Below are 22,116 nucleotides of genomic sequence, written 5' to 3' on the forward strand. Positions count from 1 at the left end.
GGCTCAATACCGTGATCCAAGAGTTGATCTATCTGGCCGCCAGACTGATCAGCACCGGCAGACGTTTCAGGCTGCGGTTCAGCCGTCACTGCCCGGCTTTTCCGGCCTTCGCGGCGGTGTATAACCGATTGCTGTCCGCGCATTAAGCGTAGGCGCACACCCCAATCGATGCAATCAGGGGAGAAGTGCGCTCATTGATCGCAAATTTACTGAAATTTTCAAGGAACAAGACGCCAATGTCGCCGTAGCGTGCGGGGTATGCCAACTTGGGGAGAAGTCACTCCCTGAAAAACGACTTAACAGAACCATGAAAGGGAAATCCGGCCATGGCTGTCACTGATTCAGGATAAAAAACAAGGTGACACCATTTTTCCCATCCGCAATCTTTGCGGTAATAATAGAGTACGCCGCCCAGATGAGAGCACCGACAAAAGCCAAGCCATAGCTCAAGGGATTATCCTTGATATTTTCCATCATCATCAGAAAATCCAACCCATGGTCTCCGCTTAAGACGAAGCAAATACCAAACATTGAAATAAGTACGCCTGGAAAAATCAGAACAGTTACTTTTTGATTGTTGAACAGGATTGCGGCAATCATTGTAAATGTAGGCCACAGATAGTTAACCATTCCGACTTCGATAGCTTGTCGTCCGTTGTTCGCGTATCCAATGGATAACGATAAACACAACTCATACGAAACGAACAGAACGCTCCCTAATATGAGATAATTACGGGGAAATTCCTTGAGTTTGGTGAGTCCGACAGTCAAGAACAGGAGAACTGATGCGACCGTATAGATCATCGCCGCACCGCCTATCGGCCCGAGGTTCTCGCTGACGCTCCGTATCAGGCCAACGATAGAACTCCAGAGCAGAATTGCAATCAGCCCAACCAGGGTTGCCTTGTTCTTGTTCCCGGTGCCAGCCAATTGTGCCATTTTCTTCTTTGATATTAATCGATTAAACGTGCCTGGCGTTATGTCTTGCCAACGCCGGCAGATTGGTCGGGACGCATGTCGGTTCGGCGGTTCGCTTCCCGGATCGTCAAGCTGAAGCGAGACAGCCGTGCCCTCGGGCACGGTTACGCAGTCATGCGCCGCCGAGAAACGGGACGCTCAGGACAGGTCTTTGAGGTCCTGGCGGGATTCGATGGCCTTGGCCAGGGTGTGCTCGTCGGCGTACTTGATGTCCATGCCCATGGGAATGCCGCAGGCCAGGCGGCTGAGGCGGACGTGGCTGTCCTTGAGCATTTCGGCGAGATATGAGGCGGTCGCCTCGCCCGGCACGGTCGAGCTGGTGGCGATCAGGACCTCGTCGACCTCGCCGGAGGCAACCCGCTGCCACAGTTCGCGCATTTTCAACTCCGCCGGACCGATACCGTCCATGGGGGCGATCACCCCGTGGAGGATGTGGTAGACACCGCGGAAGGCGCCGGTTTTCTCGATGGCGATCTGATCGCCGGGCTCCTCGACCACGCACACCAGGCGGGGGTTGCGGCCGGGATTGCCGCAAATGGCGCAGGGATCGGTTTCGGAGAAGGTGAAGCAGCGGTGGCAGAGGTGGATGGTTTCGTGCAGGGTCATTAGGTCGTCCGCCAGAGTCCTGGCTTCGGCCATCGGTCGGCGCAGGATGTACAGGGCGAGGCGGGTGGCGGACTTGCGGCCGATACCGGGCAGTTTGGCCAGGTCGCCGATCAGGCGCTCCAGAGCCGGGGGGATGACCTGCATGTTAGAACAGTCCCGGAATGTTGAGGCCGCCGGTCAAGCGCGCCATTTCCGATTTGCCCAGTTCTTTGGCCTTGTTGAGGCCGTCGTTGACGGCCGCGACCACCAGGTCCTGGAGCATGTCGATGTTTTCCGGCTGCGCCAGGGCCTGTTCGATGGCGATGCCGAGCAGTTCGCCCTGGCCGTTGAGCGTGGCCACGACCATGCCGGCACCGGCGGAACCGGAAACCCGGCGGTCGCCGAGATCGTTCTGTATCGCAGCCAGTTTTTCCTGAAATTGCTGCGCCTGTTTCATCAATTCATTCATGTTCATGGCAAAAGCCTCGATACAAGTTGAGCCGCCGTGGCGGGTGATCGGCATTTCGCGCGTCAGTCGTCGATGCCGTTGTGCTCCTCGTCGCTGAGCTGCCGGGCCGGCGGCGGGGCGACGGTGGCCCGGTAACGCTGACCAACGCGGATTTCGGCGATCTGGCCGGTGAAGACATCCAGCGCGGTCAACACCAGGGGATCGTTGGCCAGGGCCCGACGCTCCTGAAGAGGCGCCAGGCCGTTGGCCGGATCGACGGCGCAGGCATCGGAGCCGGGGACTTCAAAACGGATCCGCATGTTTTCCTGGAAAAAATCGAGGACGAATTCGGTCAGGTCGTTGACGGTGTTGCGCTGTTTCAGCAAAGTGCAGTCAGTGCTGTCGGCAAACCGGATGATCAGTTCCTCGCCCCGATGATCCACGGAATCGGCCATTTGCAGGGAAGCGGCGACCCAGGGTTGCCTCTCCCGCACATACTTGAGGAAGGCGTTCCAGTGCTGGCGGATGCGCCTTTTCGTCGACGCCGGAGGGGAGGAGGCCGGGCTCGCGCTGTCCGGCCTGGCCGCCGGTGCGGGAGATGGTGGCGGTGCAGCAGGGGATGTCGCCGAAACCGTCGGCTCGGGGAGTGTGGTTTCCGCTGTCTGATGCGGATTTTCGCCAGGGAGAGACGATGCGGGCCGAACCTGCTGCGGCGGCGATGGCGCTTTGATTGTGCCGGCGGCCGGTGGTGGCGCCTGTGGTTCGGTTCGGGAAGGGATGGCCGCTGCCGAAGGGACCGGTGTGGGGGCGCCTCCGGTTCTCTGTCCATGGGAGGGAGCAGGGGAGGAGACGGCCGTCGTCGCGGTTTCGTCGAATGTTCCGTCCAGCATCCGGTCCAGGCGGGCGATCAGGTCGGCGACCGGGACGACGTCCCGGAACTGGACGGCGCGGATACAGGCCAGTTCCAGGGCCAGCCTCGGCTGCTGGGAAAAGGCCGCCTTTTCCAGGCCGCCGAGGAGCAGATCGAACAAAGCGGTCAGTGTCTCCAGGGAATGCGCCGCCGCGGTGCGCAGCAACTCGGTCAGTTCTTCCTCGCTGACCGCAAGGATCTGGCCGGGATTCCGGCTGACCTTGCAGACCACCAGGGCGCGGAACCAGGCCAGGAGGTCGTTGCTGAACCGCCGGCTGTCCGAACCGTAGGCATACATTGCGTCGATCAGGGAATAGACCGTGCCCAGATCGCCGTTTAAGAGGGCGGTGGCCACGTCGGCAACCAGTTGGTGGCCCACCAGGCCGAGCACCTCGACCACCTCCGAGGCGCGAACGTCCTGGCCGCAATAGGAGAAGATCTGGTCGAGCAGACTGAGCCCGTCCCGGACACTGCCACCTGCTTCGCGCACGATCATCTCCACCGCCTCCGGTTCCATCCGCACACCTTCCTGCTCAGCCAGGCGCAGGAGATGCGTGGCCAGTTCCCGGTGGCCGACCCGCTTGAGTTCGTACCGCTGGCACCTCGACAGGATGGTCACCGGCACCTTGTGCAACTCGGTGGTGGCGAACATGAAATAGACGTGGGCGGGCGGCTCCTCCAAGGTCTTCAACAGGGCGTTGAAGGCCTCGGTGGTCAGCATGTGCACCTCGTCGATGATGATGATCTTGAAGCGCGAGTTGGTGGGCATGAAGCGGATTTTTTCCTTCAACTCGCGGATTTCCTGGATACCGCGATTGGAGGCGCCGTCCACTTCCTGCAGATCGATGCTGGCCCCCTCGGTGATCTCGCGGCAGGACCGGCAGGCATTGCACGGTTCGATTGCCGGCCCCTGTTCGCAGTTCAGGGCCTTGGCCATGATCCTCGCCAGGGTGGTTTTGCCGGTGCCGCGGACACCGCTGAAAATCAGGGCGTGGGGGACGCGGTTCTGGGCGAGGGCATTTTGCAGGGTACGGACCACCGGTTTCTGGCCCACGACCTCGGCGAAGGTTTGCGGGCGTGATTTTCTGGCGAGGACAAGGTACGACACGGCGGATACCGGCGGTCAGGAGTCGGAGGCTATGAGCATGGATCGCCGGTTCTTCGAACAGGCAACCGGCGGACTCATCGCAGAAAAAAGATAGCCGGGCACCCCCGGGCACATAAGGAGGGTCACTACCGCTGCTTCCTTCCGGACCTGACGGGGTTTGTGGTTCCTTATTGCCCAGGACCCGGCTATCACACTGATGAGCATGTGGATGCGCGAAGAAAACGGTCACATCGACGGATGAAGGCTGGGGATGAACGGCGTGGCCGCCCATGCTTCCGGCAATCGGCCGCATCTTCGGTGTGCCGTTTATACTCTCCCTCGTGGTGAGCGTCAAGCGGTTTTATGACGGCCGGTCCGCACGGCGGCAAACCGGGCGGAGCGCGGTTCCGGCCCCATGGGCGTGGATGGGGGTGCAGTGCGCTGGAGTGGAAAAAAAGCCTTCCCGACCGGAAAACCGATGGGGAAGGCCCGAAAGAGCGAGCGGAATGTGCGAGCCGGCCTTTTTAGAGAAGCAGATCTTTGCCGAGGATGGCGACCAGTTCGTCGGCCGCCCGGGTGGGCGCCATTTTGCCCTCCTCGACCCGTTTTTTGATGTTGGGGAGCAGCTTCTGAATTTCGGCATGCTGGTAAAACCAGCGCTCCAGTCCTTCGTTGACCAGGAACCACATCCAGCTCATGGCCTGATCCTGGCGTTTTTTCTCCAATTCACCGGAGGCGGTCATGATTTTTTTATGACTGTTGACCGTGGTCCAGACATCCATCAGGCCTTTTTCCTCAAGGGCGCTGCAGGTCATGACCGGCGGAGCCCAGTTGGGCGAGGAGGGCGTGACCAGATGGAGCGCGGTTTCGTATTGTTTTTTCGCCAGCTTGGCGCGGTTGATATTGTCGCCGTCGGCCTTGTTGACCACAATGGCGTCGGCCACTTCCAGGACGCCCTTCTTGATTCCCTGGAGCTCGTCGCCAGCGCCGGCGATCTGGAGCACGAGGAAGAAATCGACCATCGAGGCGACGGTGGTTTCCGACTGCCCCACGCCGACGGTCTCGACGATGATGACGTCAAAGCCGGCCGCCTCGCAGACCAGCATGGTTTCGCGGGTTTTCCGGGCAACGCCGCCGAGGCTGCCGCCAGATGGGGAAGGGCGGATGAAGGCCATGTCGTTGACCGCGAGCCGTTCCATGCGCGTCTTGTCGCCGAGAATGGAGCCGCCGCTACGGGTGGAACTGGGATCGATGGCCAGAACAGCTACCTTGTGGCCAAGGGTGGTCAGCGTGGTGCCGAAACTCTCGATGAAGGTGCTCTTGCCGGCACCCGGTACGCCGGTGATCCCCAGACGCACCGCCTTGCCCGTATAGGGAAGCAGTTCATTGATGACATGTTTGGCAATTTCCTGATGCGAGGGAAGAATGCTTTCGACCAGGGTGATGGTCCGGGCGAGCATCAGGCGATTGTTGTCCAGGACGCCTTGGATGTAGTAACTGGGATCTTTATGCATATCTGACCGTTGGTAGGGGTTTCGTCATGCGAACATGCAAACGGACGGATTGTCGTCCGTCCGTTTGCCATCGTGCCAATATGCGGAACTGTTTAATACTGCTTATTTACAATATTTCTCCTCCAGCATGTCCATGACCTTGCCGGCGGACTCGGTGATCGGGGTTCCCGGACCGTAGATGCCCTTGCAACCGGCGTCATAGAGGAATTGATAGTCGCTCGGCGGGATAACGCCACCGGCGACCACCATGATTTCGGCCGCACCCTTCTCCTTCAGTTTCTGAATGAGTTCGGGAACAAGGGTCTTGTGACCGGCGGCCAGCGAGGAGGCGCCGACGATGTGGACGTCGTTCTCGATGGCCATCTTGGCGGCTTCGTCCGGCGTCTGGAACATCGGGCTGATGTCGACGTCGAATCCGAGGTCGGCATAGGAGGAGGCAACGACCTTGATGCCGCGGTCATGACCATCCTGGCCCATCTTGGTGACGAGGATACGCGGCCGACGGCCGGTCTTGGCCAAAAAGTCGTTGGTCCGCTTGCGCAGCCCCTCGATGATCTGGGCGGAATCGCTGCTGGCCTCGCTGTACTCCGAGGAGTAGGCGCCGGATACACACTGGGTGGTGGCTACGAAACGGCCGAATACTTTTTCCATGGCGTCAGAAATTTCTCCAACGGTTGCTCTGGCTTTGGCGGCCTCGATGGCGACCTCGAGGAGGTTGCCATTGCCGCCGGCGGCCTTGGCGATGGCCTCGAGGCATGCCTGGCACTTGGCGTTGTCGCGGGTCTTCTTGATGTGGTTGATACGGTCGATCTGCTCGAGACGGACAGAATCCGGAACCTCGAGGATTTCGAAATCGAGCTTCTCGTCTTTGAGCCGGTACTTGTTGACGCCGACGATGACATCCTTGCCCTGATCGATGCGGGCCTGACGGCGGGCGGCGGACTCCTCGATGCGCAGTTTCGGCATGCCGGAGGCGATGGCCTTGGCCATGCCGCCCATCTCTTCGATCTCGTTGATGATCTTCTCGGCGCCTTCCACGATCTTGCTGGTCAGCCACTCGATATAGTAGGAACCGCCCAACGGATCGGCCACCCGGCAGATCTGCGATTCTTCCTGGATGATGATCTGGGTGTTGCGGGCGATACGGGCGGAGAACTCGGTGGGCAGACACACTGCCTCGTCAAACGAGTTGGTGTGCAGCGACTGGGTGCCGCCGAGGGCTGCCGCCATGGCCTCGATGGTGGTGCGGATGACGTTGTTGTACGGATCCTGCTCGGTGAGCGACCAACCGGAGGTCTGGACGTGGGTCCGCAGCATGGAGGACTGCGGCTTTTTCGGATTGAACTGCTGCATCAGCTTGTGCCACAGGAAGCGGGCGGCACGCAGCATGGCGATTTCCATGAAGAAGTTCATGCCCACGCCGAAGAAGAAGGACAGGCGCGGGGCAAAGGTGTCGACATCCATGCCGGCCTTGATGGCGGCGCGCACGTACTCGACGCCGTCGGCCAGGGTGAAGGCGCACTGGAGCACGGAGTCGGCACCGGCTTCCATGATGTGGTAGCCGCTGATGGAGATGGTGTTGTACTTCGGCATGTTCTTGGAGCAAAATGCCATGATGTCGGAGATGATCCGCATCGAGGGCTCCGGCGGATAGATGTAGGTGTTCCGGGTCAGGTACTCCTTGAGGATGTCGTTCTGGATGGTACCGGTGAGCTCTTCCTGCTTGACGCCGGATTCCTCGGCGGCACCGATCCACATGGCCAGAATCGGGATAACCGCGCCGTTCATGGTCATGGAAACGGACATCTGATCCAGCGGGATGCCGTCGAAGAGAATTTTCATGTCCTCGATGGAGTCGATGGCCACACCGGCCTTGCCGATATCACCGGCAACGCGGGGGTTGTCCGAGTCGTAGCCGCGGTGGGTGGAAAGGCTGAATGCGACCGACAGGCCCTTCTGACCGGCGGCCAGGTTTTTGCGATAGAACTCGTTGGAGGCCTTGGCGGTGGAGAAGCCGGCGTACTGACGGATGGTCCAGGGGCGGCCGGCATACATGGTGGCCATCGGCCCACGGGTATAGGGAGCCATGCCGGGGAAGCTGCCCATGGTGGGCAGGCCCTTGATGTCGTCCTCGCCGTAGACCGGTTTGACGGTGATACCTTCGGGGGACTTCCAATTCAGCGTGTCAGGGGATTTCCCCTTCATCTGCTTGGTCGCCAATTCAACCCATTGCTCATATCCAGTTGCCATGTCGTTTACTCCTTGTTGTTATCCTTAGGGATTATTCCCACGTAAAAAAAGAAACCGGAACGGCAATATCCGGCCCTCGTTGGAGCCGGATCTGCCGTCGCCAGAATCGATCAGCCGTCCCTGTTTTCGTTGCCGCGAAAACAGGGAGACTCATTGCTCAATTGCGCTCGGAAATCTCGACGAGCACGCCGCCGGTGGCCTTGGGATGGAGAAAGGCGATCTTGGCGCCGCCCGCGCCCATGCGCGGGGTCTTGTCGATCAAGGCCACACCTTTTTCTTGCAGTTCCTTCAAGGCCTCCTCGATGTTCTCCACCCGGAAGGCCACATGCTGGAAACCTCCCTTGCCGCCATTCTTCTCGATGAATTTGGCAATCGGGCCATCCGGAGACGTGGAAACCAGCAGTTCGACCTCGCTGTCGCCGACGGGCAGGAAAGCGGTGGTGACCTTCTGTTCCTCGACGGTCTCAGAGCCCTCCAGCTTGAGCCCCATGACGTCGGACCAGAATTTCTTTCCCTCTTCCAGGTTGGGGACCGCGATGCCAAGATGATCGATTTTGAGAATTTTCATGCTATCAGCTCCTTTGTGTCAGTGTTTGATCGGATACGAAAAAGAATTCACGTTGATGTCGCTTTCGAAAAACGCTCCGAAACAGGATGTGCTCAATGTGCGCATGCCCGTCAAGGTCACTCGACGGGCATCATCTGTTTCCTTAAGTGTTGATTGCCTGGCTGAGTCTGTATTGCCGGGATGCGGTACAAGATACTGCTAAAAATGTCAAAAATGAATTCCTCTCCTGCACAGAAAAAAAGAAAACAGGGGGGGCAGTGCCGCCGGGAAGCGGCACTGCCGAATATGGTCCTGATTATTTGGCGACGCGTTTGACGAAGGCACCGTTCGGATCGACCACTTCGCGGATCAGACGAACTTCTTCAGTCGTCGGAGGTGCGAATTGCGTGACATCCGGGGCGACCAGCAGTTCAAAGCCGGTGTTGGCCTGAATGGATTCAACCGTTTCGCCGGGAAAGGTATGCAGAATCCGCATTCTCTTCGTCTTTTCCTCGAAGTCGAAAATACCCCTGGTGGTGATCACCCGATACGGGCCCTTGCCCTGCATGCCGGCTTTCTGGCGGGCGCCGGGGGTCCCATCGAGATGCCCGGGGCTGGTCACGTAGGACAGCTTTTCGTTGAACTTCTTCTTGTCGTGCGGGACGATGAGGATGGTCCGATCACAGGAGGCGGCCATATCGCTGGCTCCGCCGGACCCGGGCAGACGGACTTTCGGCTTGCTGTAGCTTTCCGGAAAGTCACCCATCATGGTCGAGTTGAGGTTGCCGTACATATCCACCTCGGCGCCGCCGATGAAACCGAAATCGGCAAAGCCGCGCTGGGTCAGCTCGAAGGCGCCGTTCAGGCCCTTCACGTAGGAAGCGCCGGTGAAGGTCTTGGAGTCGCCGACCGAGATGGGCAGGCCACGCTTGAGGGGCGGCCCGACAGCGCCGGCTTCGAAGACCGGGATCAGTCCCGGTGCGTGGGTGAGGATTGCCAGGAGCGAGGCCACCATGGGGAGGCCGGTCCCGACAAAGACGATTTTATTGTCTTCGAGAATTTTTGCACCCGCCACGACAATGATTTCTTGGGCGGTATAATCCGTTGATACTGTCATGATGACTCCTTATCGCAAAGGTTCCGTATGATTCCGATTCAATGACGCGCACCGTGTTACGCCAGTCGCTCGCAGTTATAGTTTTCCGCAAGTTGGTCGGCCAGCAGTTTCTTGGTCGGGAACTTCTCGATGTAATCCTCGAAGCTCTCCACGCCGAAGATATTTTCGTCATACCAGGCCTTCAGTGCATCGGCGGAACCGCCCTTGACCATCGGAGCGATGAGCGCGAGGAAGCCACGGATGGCGTCGCCATTGAAATAATAATGCCGACGGCACGCACCCGGATAGGCGCCAAACGGCACGTGGACGACAGCGTCGACAGCCGGGAACGGAATCATGACATCTTTCGGATTGCTGGTAATCAATTCGTGGGAAACGAGTTGCTCGCAGGTGACGATGGTGTGGGCGGACGCCATGGCGATTTCGGCACAGGTGGCGTCGGTGCCGCGGATAATGCAGTTGCCGTACATGTCGGCTGCCTGCACATGGATCAAACCCACATTGGGATTGCTGGCGGGCAACAGGGCGATGGGCCGTCCGGTGAAGGGGCAGTCGATGATCTTGGTGCGGCTGGTATTTTTGATATCACCGCCCAACGGACTGCGGGTGGGAATGAAAGGCAGCCCCATGGCGCCGGCCTTGAAGCGGGCGGACATGTTGTAGTTGCTCCAATCCTCGAATTCGATCATGCCACGCTCGGCCAGATAGCGCCATGTCGGCGACAGACCAAACGCTTCATGTGCCCAGTAGGCCAGTTCGATCCGCTTGATCGAGCAGTGATCGGGCCGAACGAGCATGGCGCCGCCCAGCAGTTCCGGGGCCATACCTGCTGATTGAAAGGAGAGAGTGAGGTCCTTGAATCCCTGCCGGATCATTTCATGGCAGATGGCGACTGGTTGACGGATATCGACGAAGCCGCCGATACCGACGTTATCGCCGGGTTTGACGAAACGGGAGACGGCCTCCTTGAGGGTCATCCGTTTGTCTTTCTTCGACTTGTCTTTGTTGACAAGCGCTTCCCTTGCTTCGTCGGGTGATAGACCTGTCCAGAACATTTTTGCGTTCGTTTCCAATGTGCACCTCTTTCCTGTCTTAAGCGTTTGTGTTGCCCGAATGCCACTTAAGGGCACCCGGTTCCCCCTATACAAAAAAAAGACCGGAAAAGAACAGGGGCTAACAGCTGCTCTTTTGCCGGTCTTTTTTTTGGCTCGCTTGGTGACGATACATTGCCGTTGCGTTGGATGATCTTTCTGCCATAGTTGAGCCATTTTCCTCAGTCGGTTCCCGCGAAGAACTGCCGCAGGGAAACCAAAGTAATACCGCAAGGGATGAACGATTTCTTGTATCGTTATTTTTCCGGAAAAACTTTCAACTCTCTCTGCCTTTGCTGCAACCTCTTTTCTTTCGCCCCGCCACGATACCGTGGTGCGGGGGCCGACAATTTGAACAGAATTTTTCCGAAAAAAACCACGGTACGGATTCAAACGGAAAAGGAATGACCGATGGAAAACCTCATAGCGTAAAATCTAGCTTCTACTATTGGAGAATGGACTTTTTGTCAACAGCAAAAAATAATGGCGGTGGAGACGGCAGAAACGGGTGCAATGGAGAGTGCGATAGAATAGCGAGTTAACAGAACCCATTGAGAGTATTGATTTGTTGGGTGGACCGGAGCGCTTTGCGAACGCCCGAATCGAGTTGGTCGTTCTTGCTGGGCGAGGGCGGCTGAATCGCCTCCGAATATCCTGCCGATGCGCTCTCCCGCTCCGATAATCAAGCATTTCGCATTGGCATGAGCGGAAAAATGTGGTAGTCGTTTTTTTGAGACAGATACCGGGTGGGACAGGCGATTTTTTCGGGAGTCCGAACTGCAATGGAATCGGCCAGAATAAAAATTTCTGATATCCTGAACATAGAAAATTCGTATATCACTCTGTTGGCCCGTTTCAGGAACGGGGTGAACGCCTACGGCATCGTTTACATGCCTCCGGGCAGCAACAAGCCCGTCCAGTTGTTCTCCTCCGAATTCGCTTTCCTCTATACGGCCCTGGTTGCGGATTTTCGTATCGGTTTCACCACGGGAGCCATCGTGGGATTGGCCAGGGAACGAACGCCCGCCGACCTGTGGCGGAGCGACACCCTTGAAAGAGGCGTGCGGGATCAAAACAGTATTTACCGGGGAATATTGAGAATAATCGACGAGGAAGACGGGATTCCGGTCTTCATTCCCTCGATTTCGATCGTCGGCAACATTGCTCCTGCCCTGGCCTATTTCCACCGCGGCAATCCCCTGGAGATCCAACGGACCCTGGATCGGTACAACAGTATCCAGAAAAGCATCGTGGCAAAAATAGTGGAGGGCAAACCACGTCCCTCCGGCGATGTGCCACGCCCCTTCGATCTGACCGGGGAAAGCCTCAAGACAATCAACCGCACCAAATCGATCGCCAGGGCACTCGACGCCTTGACGCCCTCTCCTGGAGCGGAAGGGCACAAATCCTCCGGTGTGCCTGTGCCACCCCCCTGCCGCTGAGCGGCGCCACCGAAGCCATCCGGCCGCGTCCGTGACGGAGCGCCCCGTTCTCCTGTATGCCCGGCCATGATTTATCCCGTGCCGCCCGCGCGTTCGAATGCGGCTGGTGCTTGATTTCAGGTGACAACGATCCCGGTCGATGCTTATATGCACAGGAGCCGGTTGTGGTACGATGTGGTGGTTTCGGACCGGTTCGGCCTGGTGTCGGGGAAGGAGGTGAGCAATGTCCGGACATGCCAGCAAGATCTACCTCGTCACCGGCGGCGCCCAGGGCATCGGCCGGGCTATCGTTGAATATCTGCTGCAGCGCGATGCCCTGCTGGTGATCGCCGATCACGATGTCCAGGCCGGAGAGGAACTGGCGGCCGCGCTCGACCGGCCTGAGCGGGTTCTGTTCGTGCCCACCGATGTCGGCTGCGAGGAGTCGGTCCGCGATTGCGTCCGGCAGGCGCTGGCCCGCTTCGGCGGCCTCGACGGGCTGGTCAACAACGCCGGCATTGCCCAGCCCGCGCGCATACCGGTCACTGAGTTGCACCTGGACGACTGGGAACGCATCCTTCGGGTCAATCTCACCGGGGCCATGCTCATGGCCAAACACGCCGCGCCCCATTTGCGGCTGCGCCACGGCGCCATAATCAATATCGCCTCCACCCGCGCCCTGCAATCTGAACCCGATACCGAAGCCTACAGCGCCTCCAAGGGCGGCCTGGTGTCCCTGACCCATGCCCTGGCCGCGAGCTTTGCCCCCCGCATCCGGGTCAACGCCGTCCTGCCCGGCTGGATCGATGTCAGCGCCTTGCGGAAACAGGGCGAGCGGTTCGACGCCGGTTTGCGGCCGGAGGATCACAACCAGCATTCCGTGGGCCGGGTCGGTCTTCCCGGCGACGTGGCCGCGCTGGTGGCCTTTCTGTTGTCCGGGGAGGCCGGATTCATCACCGGCCAGGCGTTTGTGGTCGACGGCGGTATGACCAGAAAGATGATCTATGTGGATTAGGAGGGCAGCATGATGACGCCCGGCCGTCTGGTGTTCGCGATCCTGCTGGCGTGTCTGCTCGTTGGCCACGGCGCTGTGGCGAGGGCTGACGATAAGAAGGCGCAGGGAGAGGAGCGGCTCGAAGCCCTGGTCAACCAGGCGGTGACCGGCAATCCCGAGATGCTGGCCTCGGAGGAGCAGTGGCGGATGAGCGTGGCGCGGGCGCGTCAGGCCGGGGTGCTCGAGGACCCGATGCTGATGTTGCGCATTCAGAACGCCCTGATCCGCGATCCGCTCGATTTCGGCCGGGACGCAATGACCGCCAAGGTGATCGGCATCAGCCAGAAATTACCTTTTTTCGGCAAGCGCGACCTGATGCGGGAGGAGGCCGGGCTTGCGGCCGAGGCCGAACGCTGGGCCGTGGAGGAACGCCGGCTGGAGCTGCGGCGGATGGTCAAGGAGACCTGGTACCAGATCTACCTGGTCGACCGATCGCTGGAAACGGTGCGCGAATCGGCCGTTCTGCTGGACGACCTCGTCCGGCAGGCCGAATCGATGTACGCCGTGGGCAGGGCCGGCCAGCAGGAGGTCTTTCAGGCCCAGTTGGAGCGCTCGAAGATGGAGGAAATGCGCATTGGCCTGGAGCAAAAACGAAGGTCCCTGACCGCCACCCTCAACACCCTGGCGTTCCGGCCGCCAGACACCGCCATCCCGCCGATTGCCCGCATCGCCCTGCGGCCGCCATTGCTTGCGGCCGCCGACCTGGAACGTCTGGCCCTGGATCGGCGACCGGCGCTGAAGGCCCTGCAGGCCCGGATCGACAAGGGCCGGGCAGGCGAACAACTGGCGCAGAAGGAATCCTCTCCCGATTTCACCGTCTCCCTGGAGTACATGCAGCGCGAGCCGGTTGCGGACATGCGGGGCGATGACATGTACGCAGCGCAGCTTTCCTTCAATCTGCCCATTCAGCAGGACTGGCGCCAGGCCAAGGTTGCCGAGATGCAGGCGGCGCGGCGGATGGCCATCCAGGAACTTGCGGCCCTGCAGAACCAGATCAGAAGGGCGATCAGCGACGGCCTGGCCCAACTGGAGCGCAGCCGCAAGCTGGCCCTTCTCTACGAACAGGGGATGCTGGCCCAGGCCGGCGGCGCGGCCGAGGCGGCCATGGCCGGCTATCGCACCGACACGGCCACCTTTGCCGAGGTGCTCGCCGGCCGCATGAACCTGTTCAACGCCGAACGGGAATACCATGGCGCCGTGGCCGAACACCAGATGCAGCTGGCGGTGCTCGAAAACGTGGTCGGCGCGCCCCTGCCGCTGGCCCGCTGACAGGATGCGGTGCGGCGCCTTGCCTGATTTTCCGGAGGAGACAGAGAAGCATCGATGAGAGCGAAAACAGCGGGACAAACGATCGCCGCCTTCGCCGTCCTGGTCCTGGCCCTGGGCGGCGGCTACCTGCTCGGCCTCCGCCACCATGACCACGATGGCGCCGCGGTCTCCGCAACCGGCGGCGAGACGGCTAAGGTGCAATACACCTGCTCCATGCATCCGTTCATCATCCGCGATGCTCCCGGTGCCTGCCCGATCTGCGGCATGGCCCTGACGCCGATGAAAGCCGGGACAGGCGCCGCTGCCGGGGCGGAAGCCGTTCCGGGTGCCATCAGCATCGATCCGATCACCCTGCAGAACATGGGGGTGCGGACCGAGCCGGCGGTCAGGCGCAGCCTGGAGCGGACCATCCATACCGTGGGCCTGGTCGCGGTGGCCGATGATCGGCAGTTCGCGGTCACCACCAAGATCGAGGGCTGGGTGGAGCGCCTCCATGTCAACCAGCAGGGGCAGCCGGTCAAAAAAGGGCAGCCGCTTTTGGAGATCTACAGCCCCGAGCTGGTGGCCGCCCAGCAGGAATACCTCCTGGCCGTGGCGAACAGAAAGCGGCTTGCGGCCAGCCCCTATGCCGAGATCGCCGCCAGCGCCGAACGGCTGGTGGAGGCGGCCCGTACCCGGCTGCGCTACTGGGATATCGGCCCGGAACAGCTCCGCGCCCTGGAACGGACCGGCGAGGTGCGCAAGACCCTGACCCTGTTCAGCGGGCACAGCGGCGTTGTCACCAAAAAGAACGTCCTGGCCGGGGCGCGGATCATGGCCGGCGAGGAACTGCTGCAAATAGCCGACCTGTCGACGGTGTGGATTCTGGCCGACATCTACGAGTACGAAATGCCGTGGGTCAGGGTCGGGCAGGCGGTGCAGGTGGCCGTGCCCTATGGCGGTGCCACCGTGGCCGGCACCATCGCCTACCTTTACCCCACCCTGGAGAGCGAGACCCGGACGGTCAAGGCACGGATCGAGGTGGCCAACCCCGACCTGGCCTTAAAGCCGGCCATGTTCGTCCAGGTCGGCATCGCCGCCGGCACCAGCGGCGAGACCTTGGCGGTGCCGGCCAGCGCCCTGCTCAATTCCGGCCGGGAGCAGACGGTGTTCGTGGCCCTGGGCCAGGGGCGGTTCGCCCCGCGCCCGGTGACCAGCGGCCTGCGGGACGACAGCGGCCTCATCCAAATACTCTCCGGCCTGGACGAGGGCGATGTTGTGGTCGTTTCGGCCCAGTTCATGCTCGATTCGGAGAGCCGCCTGCGCGAGGCCCTGGACAAGATGCTCGGGCCGCAGCCGGGGAATGCCGGCTCCCGTACCGACCAGAGGCCGGCGGGCCAGCCGGCCGCGTCCGATCCCAAGGCTCTGGACGACCTGTTCAAATGAGCAGCGGCATGCCATCTCCGCCGGCCGCGACCGCCATCATGCCCGCCAGAAGCCGCCATGCTTGAAACCGTCATCGCCTGGTCCATCCGCAACAAGTTCCTGGTGCTCCTCGCCACCCTGTTCGTGACGGTTTCCGGCATCTACTCCCTGCGGCAAACCCCGCTGGACGCCATCCCCGACCTCTCCGACGTCCAGGTGATCGTCTTCACCGAATATCCGGGCCAGGCGCCGCAGGTGGTGGAGGATCAGGTGACCTATCCCCTCACCACCCGCATGCTCTCGGTGCCGGGCGCCAAGGCGGTGCGCGGCTACTCCTTTTTCGGCTCCTCCTTTGTCTACATCATCTTCGAGGACGGCACCGACCTCTACTGGGCTCGGTCGCGAGTGCTCGAATATCTCAACACCAGTTCGGCCACCCTGCCCAAGGGGGTGACCCCGACCCTGGGACCCGACGCCACCGGCGTGGGCTGGATTTTTCAATACACCGTGGAGAGTGATCGCCACAATCTCCAGGAGTTGCGCTCGATCCAGGACTGGTATCTGCGCTACGAACTGACCTCGGTCGAGGGCGTGGCCGAGGTGGCCAGCCTGGGCGGCTTTGTCAAGCAGTACCAGGTGGCGGTCGACCCCAACAAGCTGGCCGCCTACCGGATTCCGATCACCGAGGTGATGATGGCCATCCAGCGGGCCAACCTCGATGTCGGCGGCGGCGCCATCGAGTCGGGCGAGACCGAGTTCGTGGTCCGCAGCCGGGGATATATTCGCGGTCTCGAGGATCTGGCCAGCATCGTGGTGAGGGCCACCGGCGAGGGCACGCCGGTTCTGGTCCGCGATCTGGCCGAGGTGCGGCTCGGGCCGGAGATGCGGCGCGGGGTGGTCGAGTCGGACGGTCAGGGCGAAACGGTGGGCGGCATCGTGGTCATGCGCTTTGGCGACAATGCCCTGGCCACCATCGAGCGGGTCAAGGCCAAGCTGGCAAGCCTCAAGGCCGGCCTGCCCGAAGGGGTGACCATCAAAACCGTGTACGACCGCTCCGGCCTGATCGAGCGGGCCGTGGCCACCCTCAAGGAAAAACTGCTGGAGGAGTCCATCGTCGTCGCCCTGGTGACCCTGCTGTTCCTCGGCCACCTGCCCAGCGCCCTGGTGGCGGTCTGCACCCTGCCGGTGGCCATCCTGCTGGCCTTCGTCATCATGCACGCCCAGGGCATCAACGCCAACATCATGAGCCTGGGCGGCATCGCCATCGCCATCGGCGCCATGATCGACGCGGCCATCATCATGATCGAGAACGCCCACAAACACCTGGAGCGCGACCGCGGCCGCAAGCCCCACTGGCGGATCATCTCAGATGCCGCCGCCGAGGTCGGGCCGACGCTCTTTTATTCGCTCTTGGTGATCACCGTCTCCTTTGCCCCGGTCTTCACCCTCACCGAGCAGAGCGGCCGGATGTTCAAGCCGCTGGCCTTCACCAAGACCTATGCCATGGGCGCGGCGGCCCTGCTGTCGATCACCCTGGTGCCGGTGCTGATGGGCTGGTTCATCCGCGGCCGGATCAGGGCCGAGCACGATAACCCGCTCAACCGCCTGCTCATCCGCCTCTACCATCCCCTGGTCGACCTGGTGCTCAAACGGCGCGCGCTCACCCTGGCGCTCGCCCTGGCGGCCATGGTGTCCATCGCCTGGCCGCTGACCAGGATGGGCTCCGAGTTCATGCCGCCGCTCTACGAGGGCGACCTCCTCTACATGCCCACCACCTTTCCCGGCCTGTCGGTGACGAAAGCAAAGGAAATCCTCCAGCAGACCGACCGGATCATCCGCCGGTTCCCGGAGGTAGAGCACGTGTTCGGCAAGGTCGGCCGGGCCGAGACCGCCACCGACCCTGCGCCGATGATGATGCTCGAAACCACCATCATGCTCAAGCCGGAGAGCGAGTGGCGGCGGGTGCCGGTCACGCGCTTCTATTCGTCCTGGCCCGATGGGTTTGAATGGCTGAAACGGCCGCTGCGGCTGCTCTGGCCGGACGAACGCCCCCTGACCGTGGACCAGTTGATCGAGCGGCTCAATAGCGCCATCATGTTCCCCGGCCTGACCAATGCCTGGACCATGCCGATCAAGACCCGGATCGACATGCTCGCCACCGGCATCAAGACGCCGGTGGGCATCAAGGTCATGGGCGACGACCTGGCGACGCTCGCCCGGATCGGCGAGGAGATCGAGGGCGTGGTCCGCACCCTGCCGGGCACCCTGAGCGCCATTGCCGACCGGGCCGTGGGCGGCAACTATCTCGACATCGTCATCGACCGGATTGAGGCGGCCCGCTACGGCATCAATGTCGGCGTCATCCAGGAGATCATCCAGACCGCGGTGGGCGGCATGGCCATTGCCGAGACGATCGAGGGGCTGGAGCGCTACACAGTCAGTGTCCGCTACGACCGCGATTTTCGCTCCGACCCCGACGCCCTGCTGCGGGTACTGGTGCCCGGTCCGGGCGGCCGGCAGATTCCGCTGGCCCAGTTGGCCCGCCTCTCCATCAGCCACGGGCCGGATGCGATCAAGAGCGAGAACGGCCGCCGCACCGCCTGGGTCTACATCGACATCCAGGGCATCGACGTGGGCACCTACGTGGCCAATGCCCGCAAGGCGGTGGAGGCGCGCATCGAGCTGCCGCCCGGCACCAGCATCGTCTGGTCCGGCCAGTTCGAATACATGGAAAAGGCGCGGGCCCGGCTGCTGGTGATCATCCCGCTGACCATCCTGATCATTTTCGTCATCATCTACCTGAGCACCAAAAGTCTCATCAAGACCGGCATCGTCTTTCTGGCCGTGCCCTTTTCCCTGGTGGGCGCCTTCTGGCTGCTCTACCTGCTCGACTACCACCTGTCCATCGCCGTGTGGGTGGGGATCATCGCCCTGGCCGGGCTGGACGCGGAAACCGGGGTGGTGATGCTCCTTTACCTCGATCTGGCCCACAAGCTGTGGGGCGAGCAGGGGCGGATGCGCACCCGGGGCGACCTGGTCCAGGCCATCCATTTCGGCGCGGTCAAGCGCATCCGGCCGAAGATCATGACCATCGCCGTGATCATCGCCGGTCTGCTGCCGATCATGTGGAGCCACGGCGCCGGCGCCGACGTGATGAAGCGGATCGCCGCGCCCATGGTCGGCGGGGTGGTCACCTCGGGGATCATGGAACTGCTGGTCTACCCGGTGATTTTCTATTTCTGGCGCGGTCGGCGGCTGGATCCGAGCCCTGCGGCCACCTCCGACGCCCCCATCAACGAAGAAGCAACCATCAACCCTCCTCGCAGCGAGGAGTCCTTTCAGGAGAACCCATTATGAAGCGTTTCGCACCGATTCTTGTCTTTTCTGCCCTGCTCACCCTTGCTGGTTTCGCCGGTGCGCAGTCGTCCGCCGACCACAGCCAGCATGCGGCGTCGCCTGCGCATGGCCAGACGATGACGCCGAAATCGATCATGCTCGGCGAGCAGACGGTTGCGGGGGTGACGGCCATGGCCCATCTCAACGATGTCGGCGCCGTGATGGCCCAAATGGGCAAAAAGGAAAACTACCACTTCATGGTCATGTTCAGCGATGCCGCCACCAAGGCGGCCATCGAGCAGGGCACGGTGGCGATGAAGATCGTCGATCCTCAAACCGGCCAGGCCGGCGCGCCGGTTGAATTGATGGGCATGGGCAACCATTTCGGGGCCGATGTCGCCCTGAACGGGCACGGCGAGTACCGCTTTCAGGTGGGCACGAGATTGGCGGACGGGGGCACGCGCCAGTTCCAGTTCACCTACAAGGTGCCGTGACGACAGAAACCGGTTTGGGGTTCAGCCCGGCGGACGGGTTCTGCGCACGCCCCTGGCGGGCTCGGCGGCGAGCGGATTATCGGGCCAGAAGTGTTTGGGATACCGGCCCCTGAGTTCCTTTTTCACCTCGGCATAACCGCGCTGCCAGAAGCCGGCCAGATCGGCGGTGACCTGGATGGGGCGGCGGGCCGGACTGAGCAGATGGAGCAGCAGCGGCACCCTGCCGTTGCAGATGGTCGGCGTCTTGGCCAGGCCGAAGAGTTCCTGGAGACGGACCGCGAGGATGGGCGGGCCGTCGATTTGGTAGTCGATGCGGATTCTGGAGCCGCTGGGCACGGTGCAGGTGACGGGCGCGTTCCGTTGCAGCCGCTGCTGTTGTTTCCAGTCGAGCAGCCGGGTCAGGATCGCGGCCAGATCGAGCCGGTCCAGATGGCGGGCCGTGCTCATGCCGCCGAGATACGGTGCGAGCCAGGCCAAATCGGCCATCAGGGCCTCGTCGCTCAGGTCGGGCCAGGCCACCTCCGGCTGCCAGGTGCGCAGGCAGAGGATGCGGGTCTGGCTCTGGCGGGCTTCCCGGTTCCAGGGCAGCGCGGCGAGTCCCATCTGGCGGATGCCGGCGAGCAGGGCCGCCCGCACCGCTTCCGGGTCGGCATCTGCCAGCGGCTGCTCCGCCACCACGATCTCGCCCAGCGCCTCCCGCCGCACCGCCAGCACCCTGGCCTGGGCCTCGTCCCACCCCACCTGTTCCCGCATGGTCAGGAGATGGCCGTGATCCTGCCGCACTGTGTCGATATCCACCACTTCGGCCATAAAAATACGGCCTTCGCCCTGGCCGGCGTCCAGATGGGGGATGACCAGGTATTCGCCGGCCGCGAGCGGATCGTCCGGAGCCAGCGCGGCGCCCCGGCCAGACGCCAGGAGATAGCGTCCCCATTGGCCGGGCCGCCGGCGGGCGATCCGGTCGGGATAGGCGGCCGCCAGCAGGGAACCGATGGCATCGCTTGCGAAAGCTCCGGATGCGCTGCCCACAAGCCGCCGCCATTGGCGGGCAGCCTGGTCGATCCGGCGGCAGGAAGAGGGATCGCCGCCGTCGCGCAGGGCCGCCGCATTCCCGCCCTGCCGCCACGAATCGAGCAGCCGCAGCCGGGTTTCCAGGCTGGCGCCTCCGGCCGCCTCGCGGCGCAGGGGATCGCGTTCGGACAGGAGGGCGGCCAGATCGCAGGCCAGGGCGGTTTGGCCGCCCTCTTGGCCGACGAGCAGGAGATGGCCGAGGCGGGGATGGACCGGCAGGCTGGCCAGTTGCCGGCCAACGGCGGTAATGCGGCCGGCCGCGTCAAGCGCCCCCAGGGACCTGAGCAAGTCCTGCGCCTGCCGGAAGGGGCCTGGGCGGGGCGGGTCGAGCCAGCGCAGTTCCTCGGGTGCGGCCACGCCCCAGGCCGCCAGTTCCAGGGCCAGGCCGGCGAGATCGACATTGAGGATTTCCGGCGGATGAAAAGGCGGCAGGCTGTGGTGCATGGCCCTGGTCCACAGCCGCAGGCAATACCCCGGACCGAGACGGCCCGCCCGGCCGGCGCGCTGGTCTGCGGCCGCCTTGGCAACCCGGACCGTGGTCAGCCGGCTCAGGCCGCACCCTGGATCAAAGGCGGGCAGCCGCGACCAGCCGCAATCGACCACGCAGCGCACGCCTTCGATGGTCAGGCTGGTTTCGGCGATCGAGGTGGCCAGGATGATCCGCCGCCGGCCATCGGCATCGGGCATGATCGCCCGGTCCTGATCCTGGCGGGACAGGTCGCCGTACAGCGGAGCGAGCACCAGACCGGCACAGTCCGGGCTGTCGGCGAGCAGGTCGCGGGTTTCCCGGATCTCGCCCGTGCCGGGAAAAAAGGCGAGGATGTCGCCGGACTGCTCCCGCAACACCCGCCGGATGCCGGCCGCCGCGATTGCCGCGATCCGGCCCCGCGGCTCCCGGTCGAGGTAATCGATGTGGGTCGGGTAGGGCCGGCCCTCGCCGGTCAGCACCGGCGCGTCGCCCAGCAGTCGGGCCAGCGGCGCGGTGTCGAGGGTGGCCGACATCACCAGCAGGCGCAGATCCTCCCTGAGCTGGCAGAGATCCAGGCACAGGGCCAGGGCCAGATCGGCGTGCATGGACCGTTCATGGAATTCGTCGAAAATGATCAGGCCGGTGTCGTCCAGGCTGGCGTCGCTTTGCAGCCGCCGGGTAAGGATGCCCTCGGTGAGCACCTCGATCCGGGTTGCCGGGCCGATCAATCGCTCGAAGCGGATCTGGTAGCCCACGGTCCGGCCCACCGGCTTTTCCAGGAGCGTGGCCATGCGGGCTGCCGCTGCCCTGGCGGCCAGCCGCCGTGGCTCCAGGAGGAGGATTTTCTTGCCCGCCAGCCACGGTTCGGCGAGCAGGGCCAGGGGGACGACGGTGGTCTTGCCCGAGCCGGGCGGCGCGGCCAGGACCGCGTGGCCTGAGGCCAGCGCCGTTTTCAGCGCCGGCAGGAGCGGCTCGATGGGCAGGGATGGAAGAGGCGGATGCGGCACGGCAAGCGATCAGGGCAGAAAAAAGGGGTTAGCAGGGAAGGGCCGCGCCGGCCGCGTTCTTTTT

At 62.5% G+C, this 22,116-nt stretch carries 15 protein-coding genes, 1 other RNA gene and 2 pseudogenes; 7 read left to right on the forward strand and 11 right to left on the reverse strand.

Features of this window, described 5'->3' with window-relative positions:
- A pseudogene (locus Q362_RS24610) lies at positions 1 to 146 on the forward strand (IS1380 family transposase); the annotation flags it as partial.
- Positions 147 to 342: 196 nt separating this feature from the next.
- Here the strand turns inward: Q362_RS24610 and yddG are convergent.
- From yddG to Q362_RS0115705, 10 genes and pseudogenes are all read right to left on the reverse strand, one after another.
- Positions 343 to 939 (reverse strand): annotated as a pseudogene (gene yddG, locus Q362_RS21145) (aromatic amino acid DMT transporter YddG); the annotation flags it as partial.
- Positions 940 to 1,116: 177 nt separating this feature from the next.
- Positions 1,117 to 1,728, reverse strand: a complete 612-nt coding sequence (gene recR, locus Q362_RS0115665; protein ID WP_028319434.1) for a recombination mediator RecR — start codon at positions 1,726 to 1,728, stop codon at positions 1,117 to 1,119.
- A gap of 1 nt (position 1,729) precedes the next feature.
- Entirely contained in the window at positions 1,730 to 2,038 is a 309-nt protein-coding gene (locus Q362_RS0115670) for a YbaB/EbfC family nucleoid-associated protein (protein ID WP_028319435.1), read from the reverse strand.
- Between the two features lie 56 nt (positions 2,039 to 2,094).
- Positions 2,095 to 4,029 carry a DNA polymerase III subunit gamma/tau gene (dnaX, locus tag Q362_RS21150; RefSeq protein ID WP_051554399.1) on the reverse strand — a complete coding sequence of 645 codons (1,935 nt, stop codon included), beginning with the start codon at positions 4,027 to 4,029 and terminating at the stop codon, positions 2,095 to 2,097.
- An 89-nt stretch (positions 4,030 to 4,118) separates the two neighbouring features.
- Positions 4,119 to 4,216: signal recognition particle sRNA small type (gene ffs / locus Q362_RS23070), an RNA gene on the reverse strand.
- 316 nt (positions 4,217 to 4,532) lie between these two features.
- Positions 4,533 to 5,522 (reverse strand): methylmalonyl Co-A mutase-associated GTPase MeaB, encoded by a 990-nt coding sequence (gene meaB, locus Q362_RS0115680; protein ID WP_028319436.1) that lies wholly within the window; start codon positions 5,520 to 5,522, stop codon positions 4,533 to 4,535.
- 102 nt (positions 5,523 to 5,624) lie between these two features.
- Complete coding sequence (gene scpA, locus Q362_RS0115685) at positions 5,625 to 7,772, reverse strand: methylmalonyl-CoA mutase (protein WP_028319437.1); 2,148 nt, start codon at positions 7,770 to 7,772, stop codon at positions 5,625 to 5,627.
- A gap of 157 nt (positions 7,773 to 7,929) precedes the next feature.
- Positions 7,930 to 8,340, reverse strand: a complete 411-nt coding sequence (mce, locus tag Q362_RS0115690; protein WP_028319438.1) for a methylmalonyl-CoA epimerase — start codon at positions 8,338 to 8,340, stop codon at positions 7,930 to 7,932.
- 295 nt (positions 8,341 to 8,635) lie between these two features.
- A complete protein-coding gene (locus tag Q362_RS0115700; protein ID WP_028319439.1) occupies positions 8,636 to 9,436 on the reverse strand; it encodes a CoA-transferase subunit beta in 801 nt (266 codons plus the stop codon).
- 56 nt (positions 9,437 to 9,492) lie between these two features.
- Positions 9,493 to 10,491 (reverse strand): CoA transferase subunit A, encoded by a 999-nt coding sequence (locus Q362_RS0115705; RefSeq protein WP_035217046.1) that lies wholly within the window; start codon positions 10,489 to 10,491, stop codon positions 9,493 to 9,495.
- 902 nt (positions 10,492 to 11,393) lie between these two features.
- Between Q362_RS0115705 and Q362_RS0115710 the strand changes: the two genes are divergently transcribed.
- From Q362_RS0115710 to Q362_RS0115735, 6 genes are all read left to right on the forward strand, one after another.
- Positions 11,394 to 11,969 carry a hypothetical protein gene (locus Q362_RS0115710; RefSeq protein WP_157470200.1) on the forward strand — a complete coding sequence of 192 codons (576 nt, stop codon included), beginning with the start codon at positions 11,394 to 11,396 and terminating at the stop codon, positions 11,967 to 11,969.
- Positions 11,970 to 12,192: 223 nt separating this feature from the next.
- A complete protein-coding gene (locus Q362_RS0115715) occupies positions 12,193 to 12,963 on the forward strand; it encodes a glucose 1-dehydrogenase (RefSeq protein WP_028319442.1) in 771 nt (256 codons plus the stop codon).
- 9 nt (positions 12,964 to 12,972) lie between these two features.
- Positions 12,973 to 14,271, forward strand: coding sequence for a TolC family protein (locus tag Q362_RS0115720; RefSeq protein ID WP_028319443.1), 1,299 nt, complete (start codon positions 12,973 to 12,975; stop codon positions 14,269 to 14,271).
- 54 nt (positions 14,272 to 14,325) lie between these two features.
- On the forward strand, positions 14,326 to 15,696 hold the full coding sequence (locus Q362_RS21155) for an efflux RND transporter periplasmic adaptor subunit (protein WP_051554400.1): 1,371 nt from the start codon (positions 14,326 to 14,328) through the stop codon (positions 15,694 to 15,696).
- Between the two features lie 57 nt (positions 15,697 to 15,753).
- The gene (locus Q362_RS21160) at positions 15,754 to 19,032 is read left to right on the forward strand and encodes an efflux RND transporter permease subunit (RefSeq protein ID WP_051554401.1); all 3,279 of its coding nucleotides are present in this window, start codon (positions 15,754 to 15,756) and stop codon (positions 19,030 to 19,032) included.
- Positions 19,029 to 19,505 carry a hypothetical protein gene (locus tag Q362_RS0115735; protein WP_028319444.1) on the forward strand — a complete coding sequence of 159 codons (477 nt, stop codon included), beginning with the start codon at positions 19,029 to 19,031 and terminating at the stop codon, positions 19,503 to 19,505. The genes Q362_RS21160 and Q362_RS0115735 overlap by 4 nt, the downstream gene beginning before the upstream one ends.
- Before the next feature lie 21 nt (positions 19,506 to 19,526).
- Here Q362_RS0115735 and hrpB read toward each other — a convergent pair whose 3' ends face one another.
- Positions 19,527 to 22,052, reverse strand: a complete 2,526-nt coding sequence (gene hrpB, locus Q362_RS0115740) for an ATP-dependent helicase HrpB (protein ID WP_028319445.1) — start codon at positions 22,050 to 22,052, stop codon at positions 19,527 to 19,529.
- Positions 22,053 to 22,116 lie beyond the last annotated feature (64 nt).

This window comes from Desulfobulbus elongatus DSM 2908 (assembly GCF_000621145.1).
Classification (GTDB): domain Bacteria; phylum Desulfobacterota; class Desulfobulbia; order Desulfobulbales; family Desulfobulbaceae; genus Desulfobulbus; species Desulfobulbus elongatus.

What these genes read in the sequence shown, in the direction of transcription:
- recR (WP_028319434.1), bottom strand. Translation starts at nt 1,728, where the DNA reads ATGCAGGTCATCCCCCCGGCTCTGGAGCGCCTGATCGGCGACCTGGCC.
- Q362_RS0115670 (WP_028319435.1), bottom strand. Translation starts at nt 2,038, where the DNA reads ATGAACATGAATGAATTGATGAAACAGGCGCAGCAATTTCAGGAAAAA.
- meaB (WP_028319436.1), bottom strand. Translation starts at nt 5,522, where the DNA reads ATGCATAAAGATCCCAGTTACTACATCCAAGGCGTCCTGGACAACAAT.
- scpA (WP_028319437.1), bottom strand. Translation starts at nt 7,772, where the DNA reads ATGGCAACTGGATATGAGCAATGGGTTGAATTGGCGACCAAGCAGATG.
- mce (WP_028319438.1), bottom strand. Translation starts at nt 8,340, where the DNA reads ATGAAAATTCTCAAAATCGATCATCTTGGCATCGCGGTCCCCAACCTG.
- Q362_RS0115700 (WP_028319439.1), bottom strand. Translation starts at nt 9,436, where the DNA reads ATGACAGTATCAACGGATTATACCGCCCAAGAAATCATTGTCGTGGCG.
- Q362_RS0115705 (WP_035217046.1), bottom strand. Translation starts at nt 10,491, where the DNA reads ATGTTCTGGACAGGTCTATCACCCGACGAAGCAAGGGAAGCGCTTGTC.
- Q362_RS0115715 (WP_028319442.1), top strand. Translation starts at nt 12,193, where the DNA reads ATGTCCGGACATGCCAGCAAGATCTACCTCGTCACCGGCGGCGCCCAG.
- Q362_RS0115720 (WP_028319443.1), top strand. Translation starts at nt 12,973, where the DNA reads ATGATGACGCCCGGCCGTCTGGTGTTCGCGATCCTGCTGGCGTGTCTG.
- Q362_RS21155 (WP_051554400.1), top strand. Translation starts at nt 14,326, where the DNA reads ATGAGAGCGAAAACAGCGGGACAAACGATCGCCGCCTTCGCCGTCCTG.
- Q362_RS21160 (WP_051554401.1), top strand. Translation starts at nt 15,754, where the DNA reads ATGCTTGAAACCGTCATCGCCTGGTCCATCCGCAACAAGTTCCTGGTG.
- Q362_RS0115735 (WP_028319444.1), top strand. Translation starts at nt 19,029, where the DNA reads ATGAAGCGTTTCGCACCGATTCTTGTCTTTTCTGCCCTGCTCACCCTT.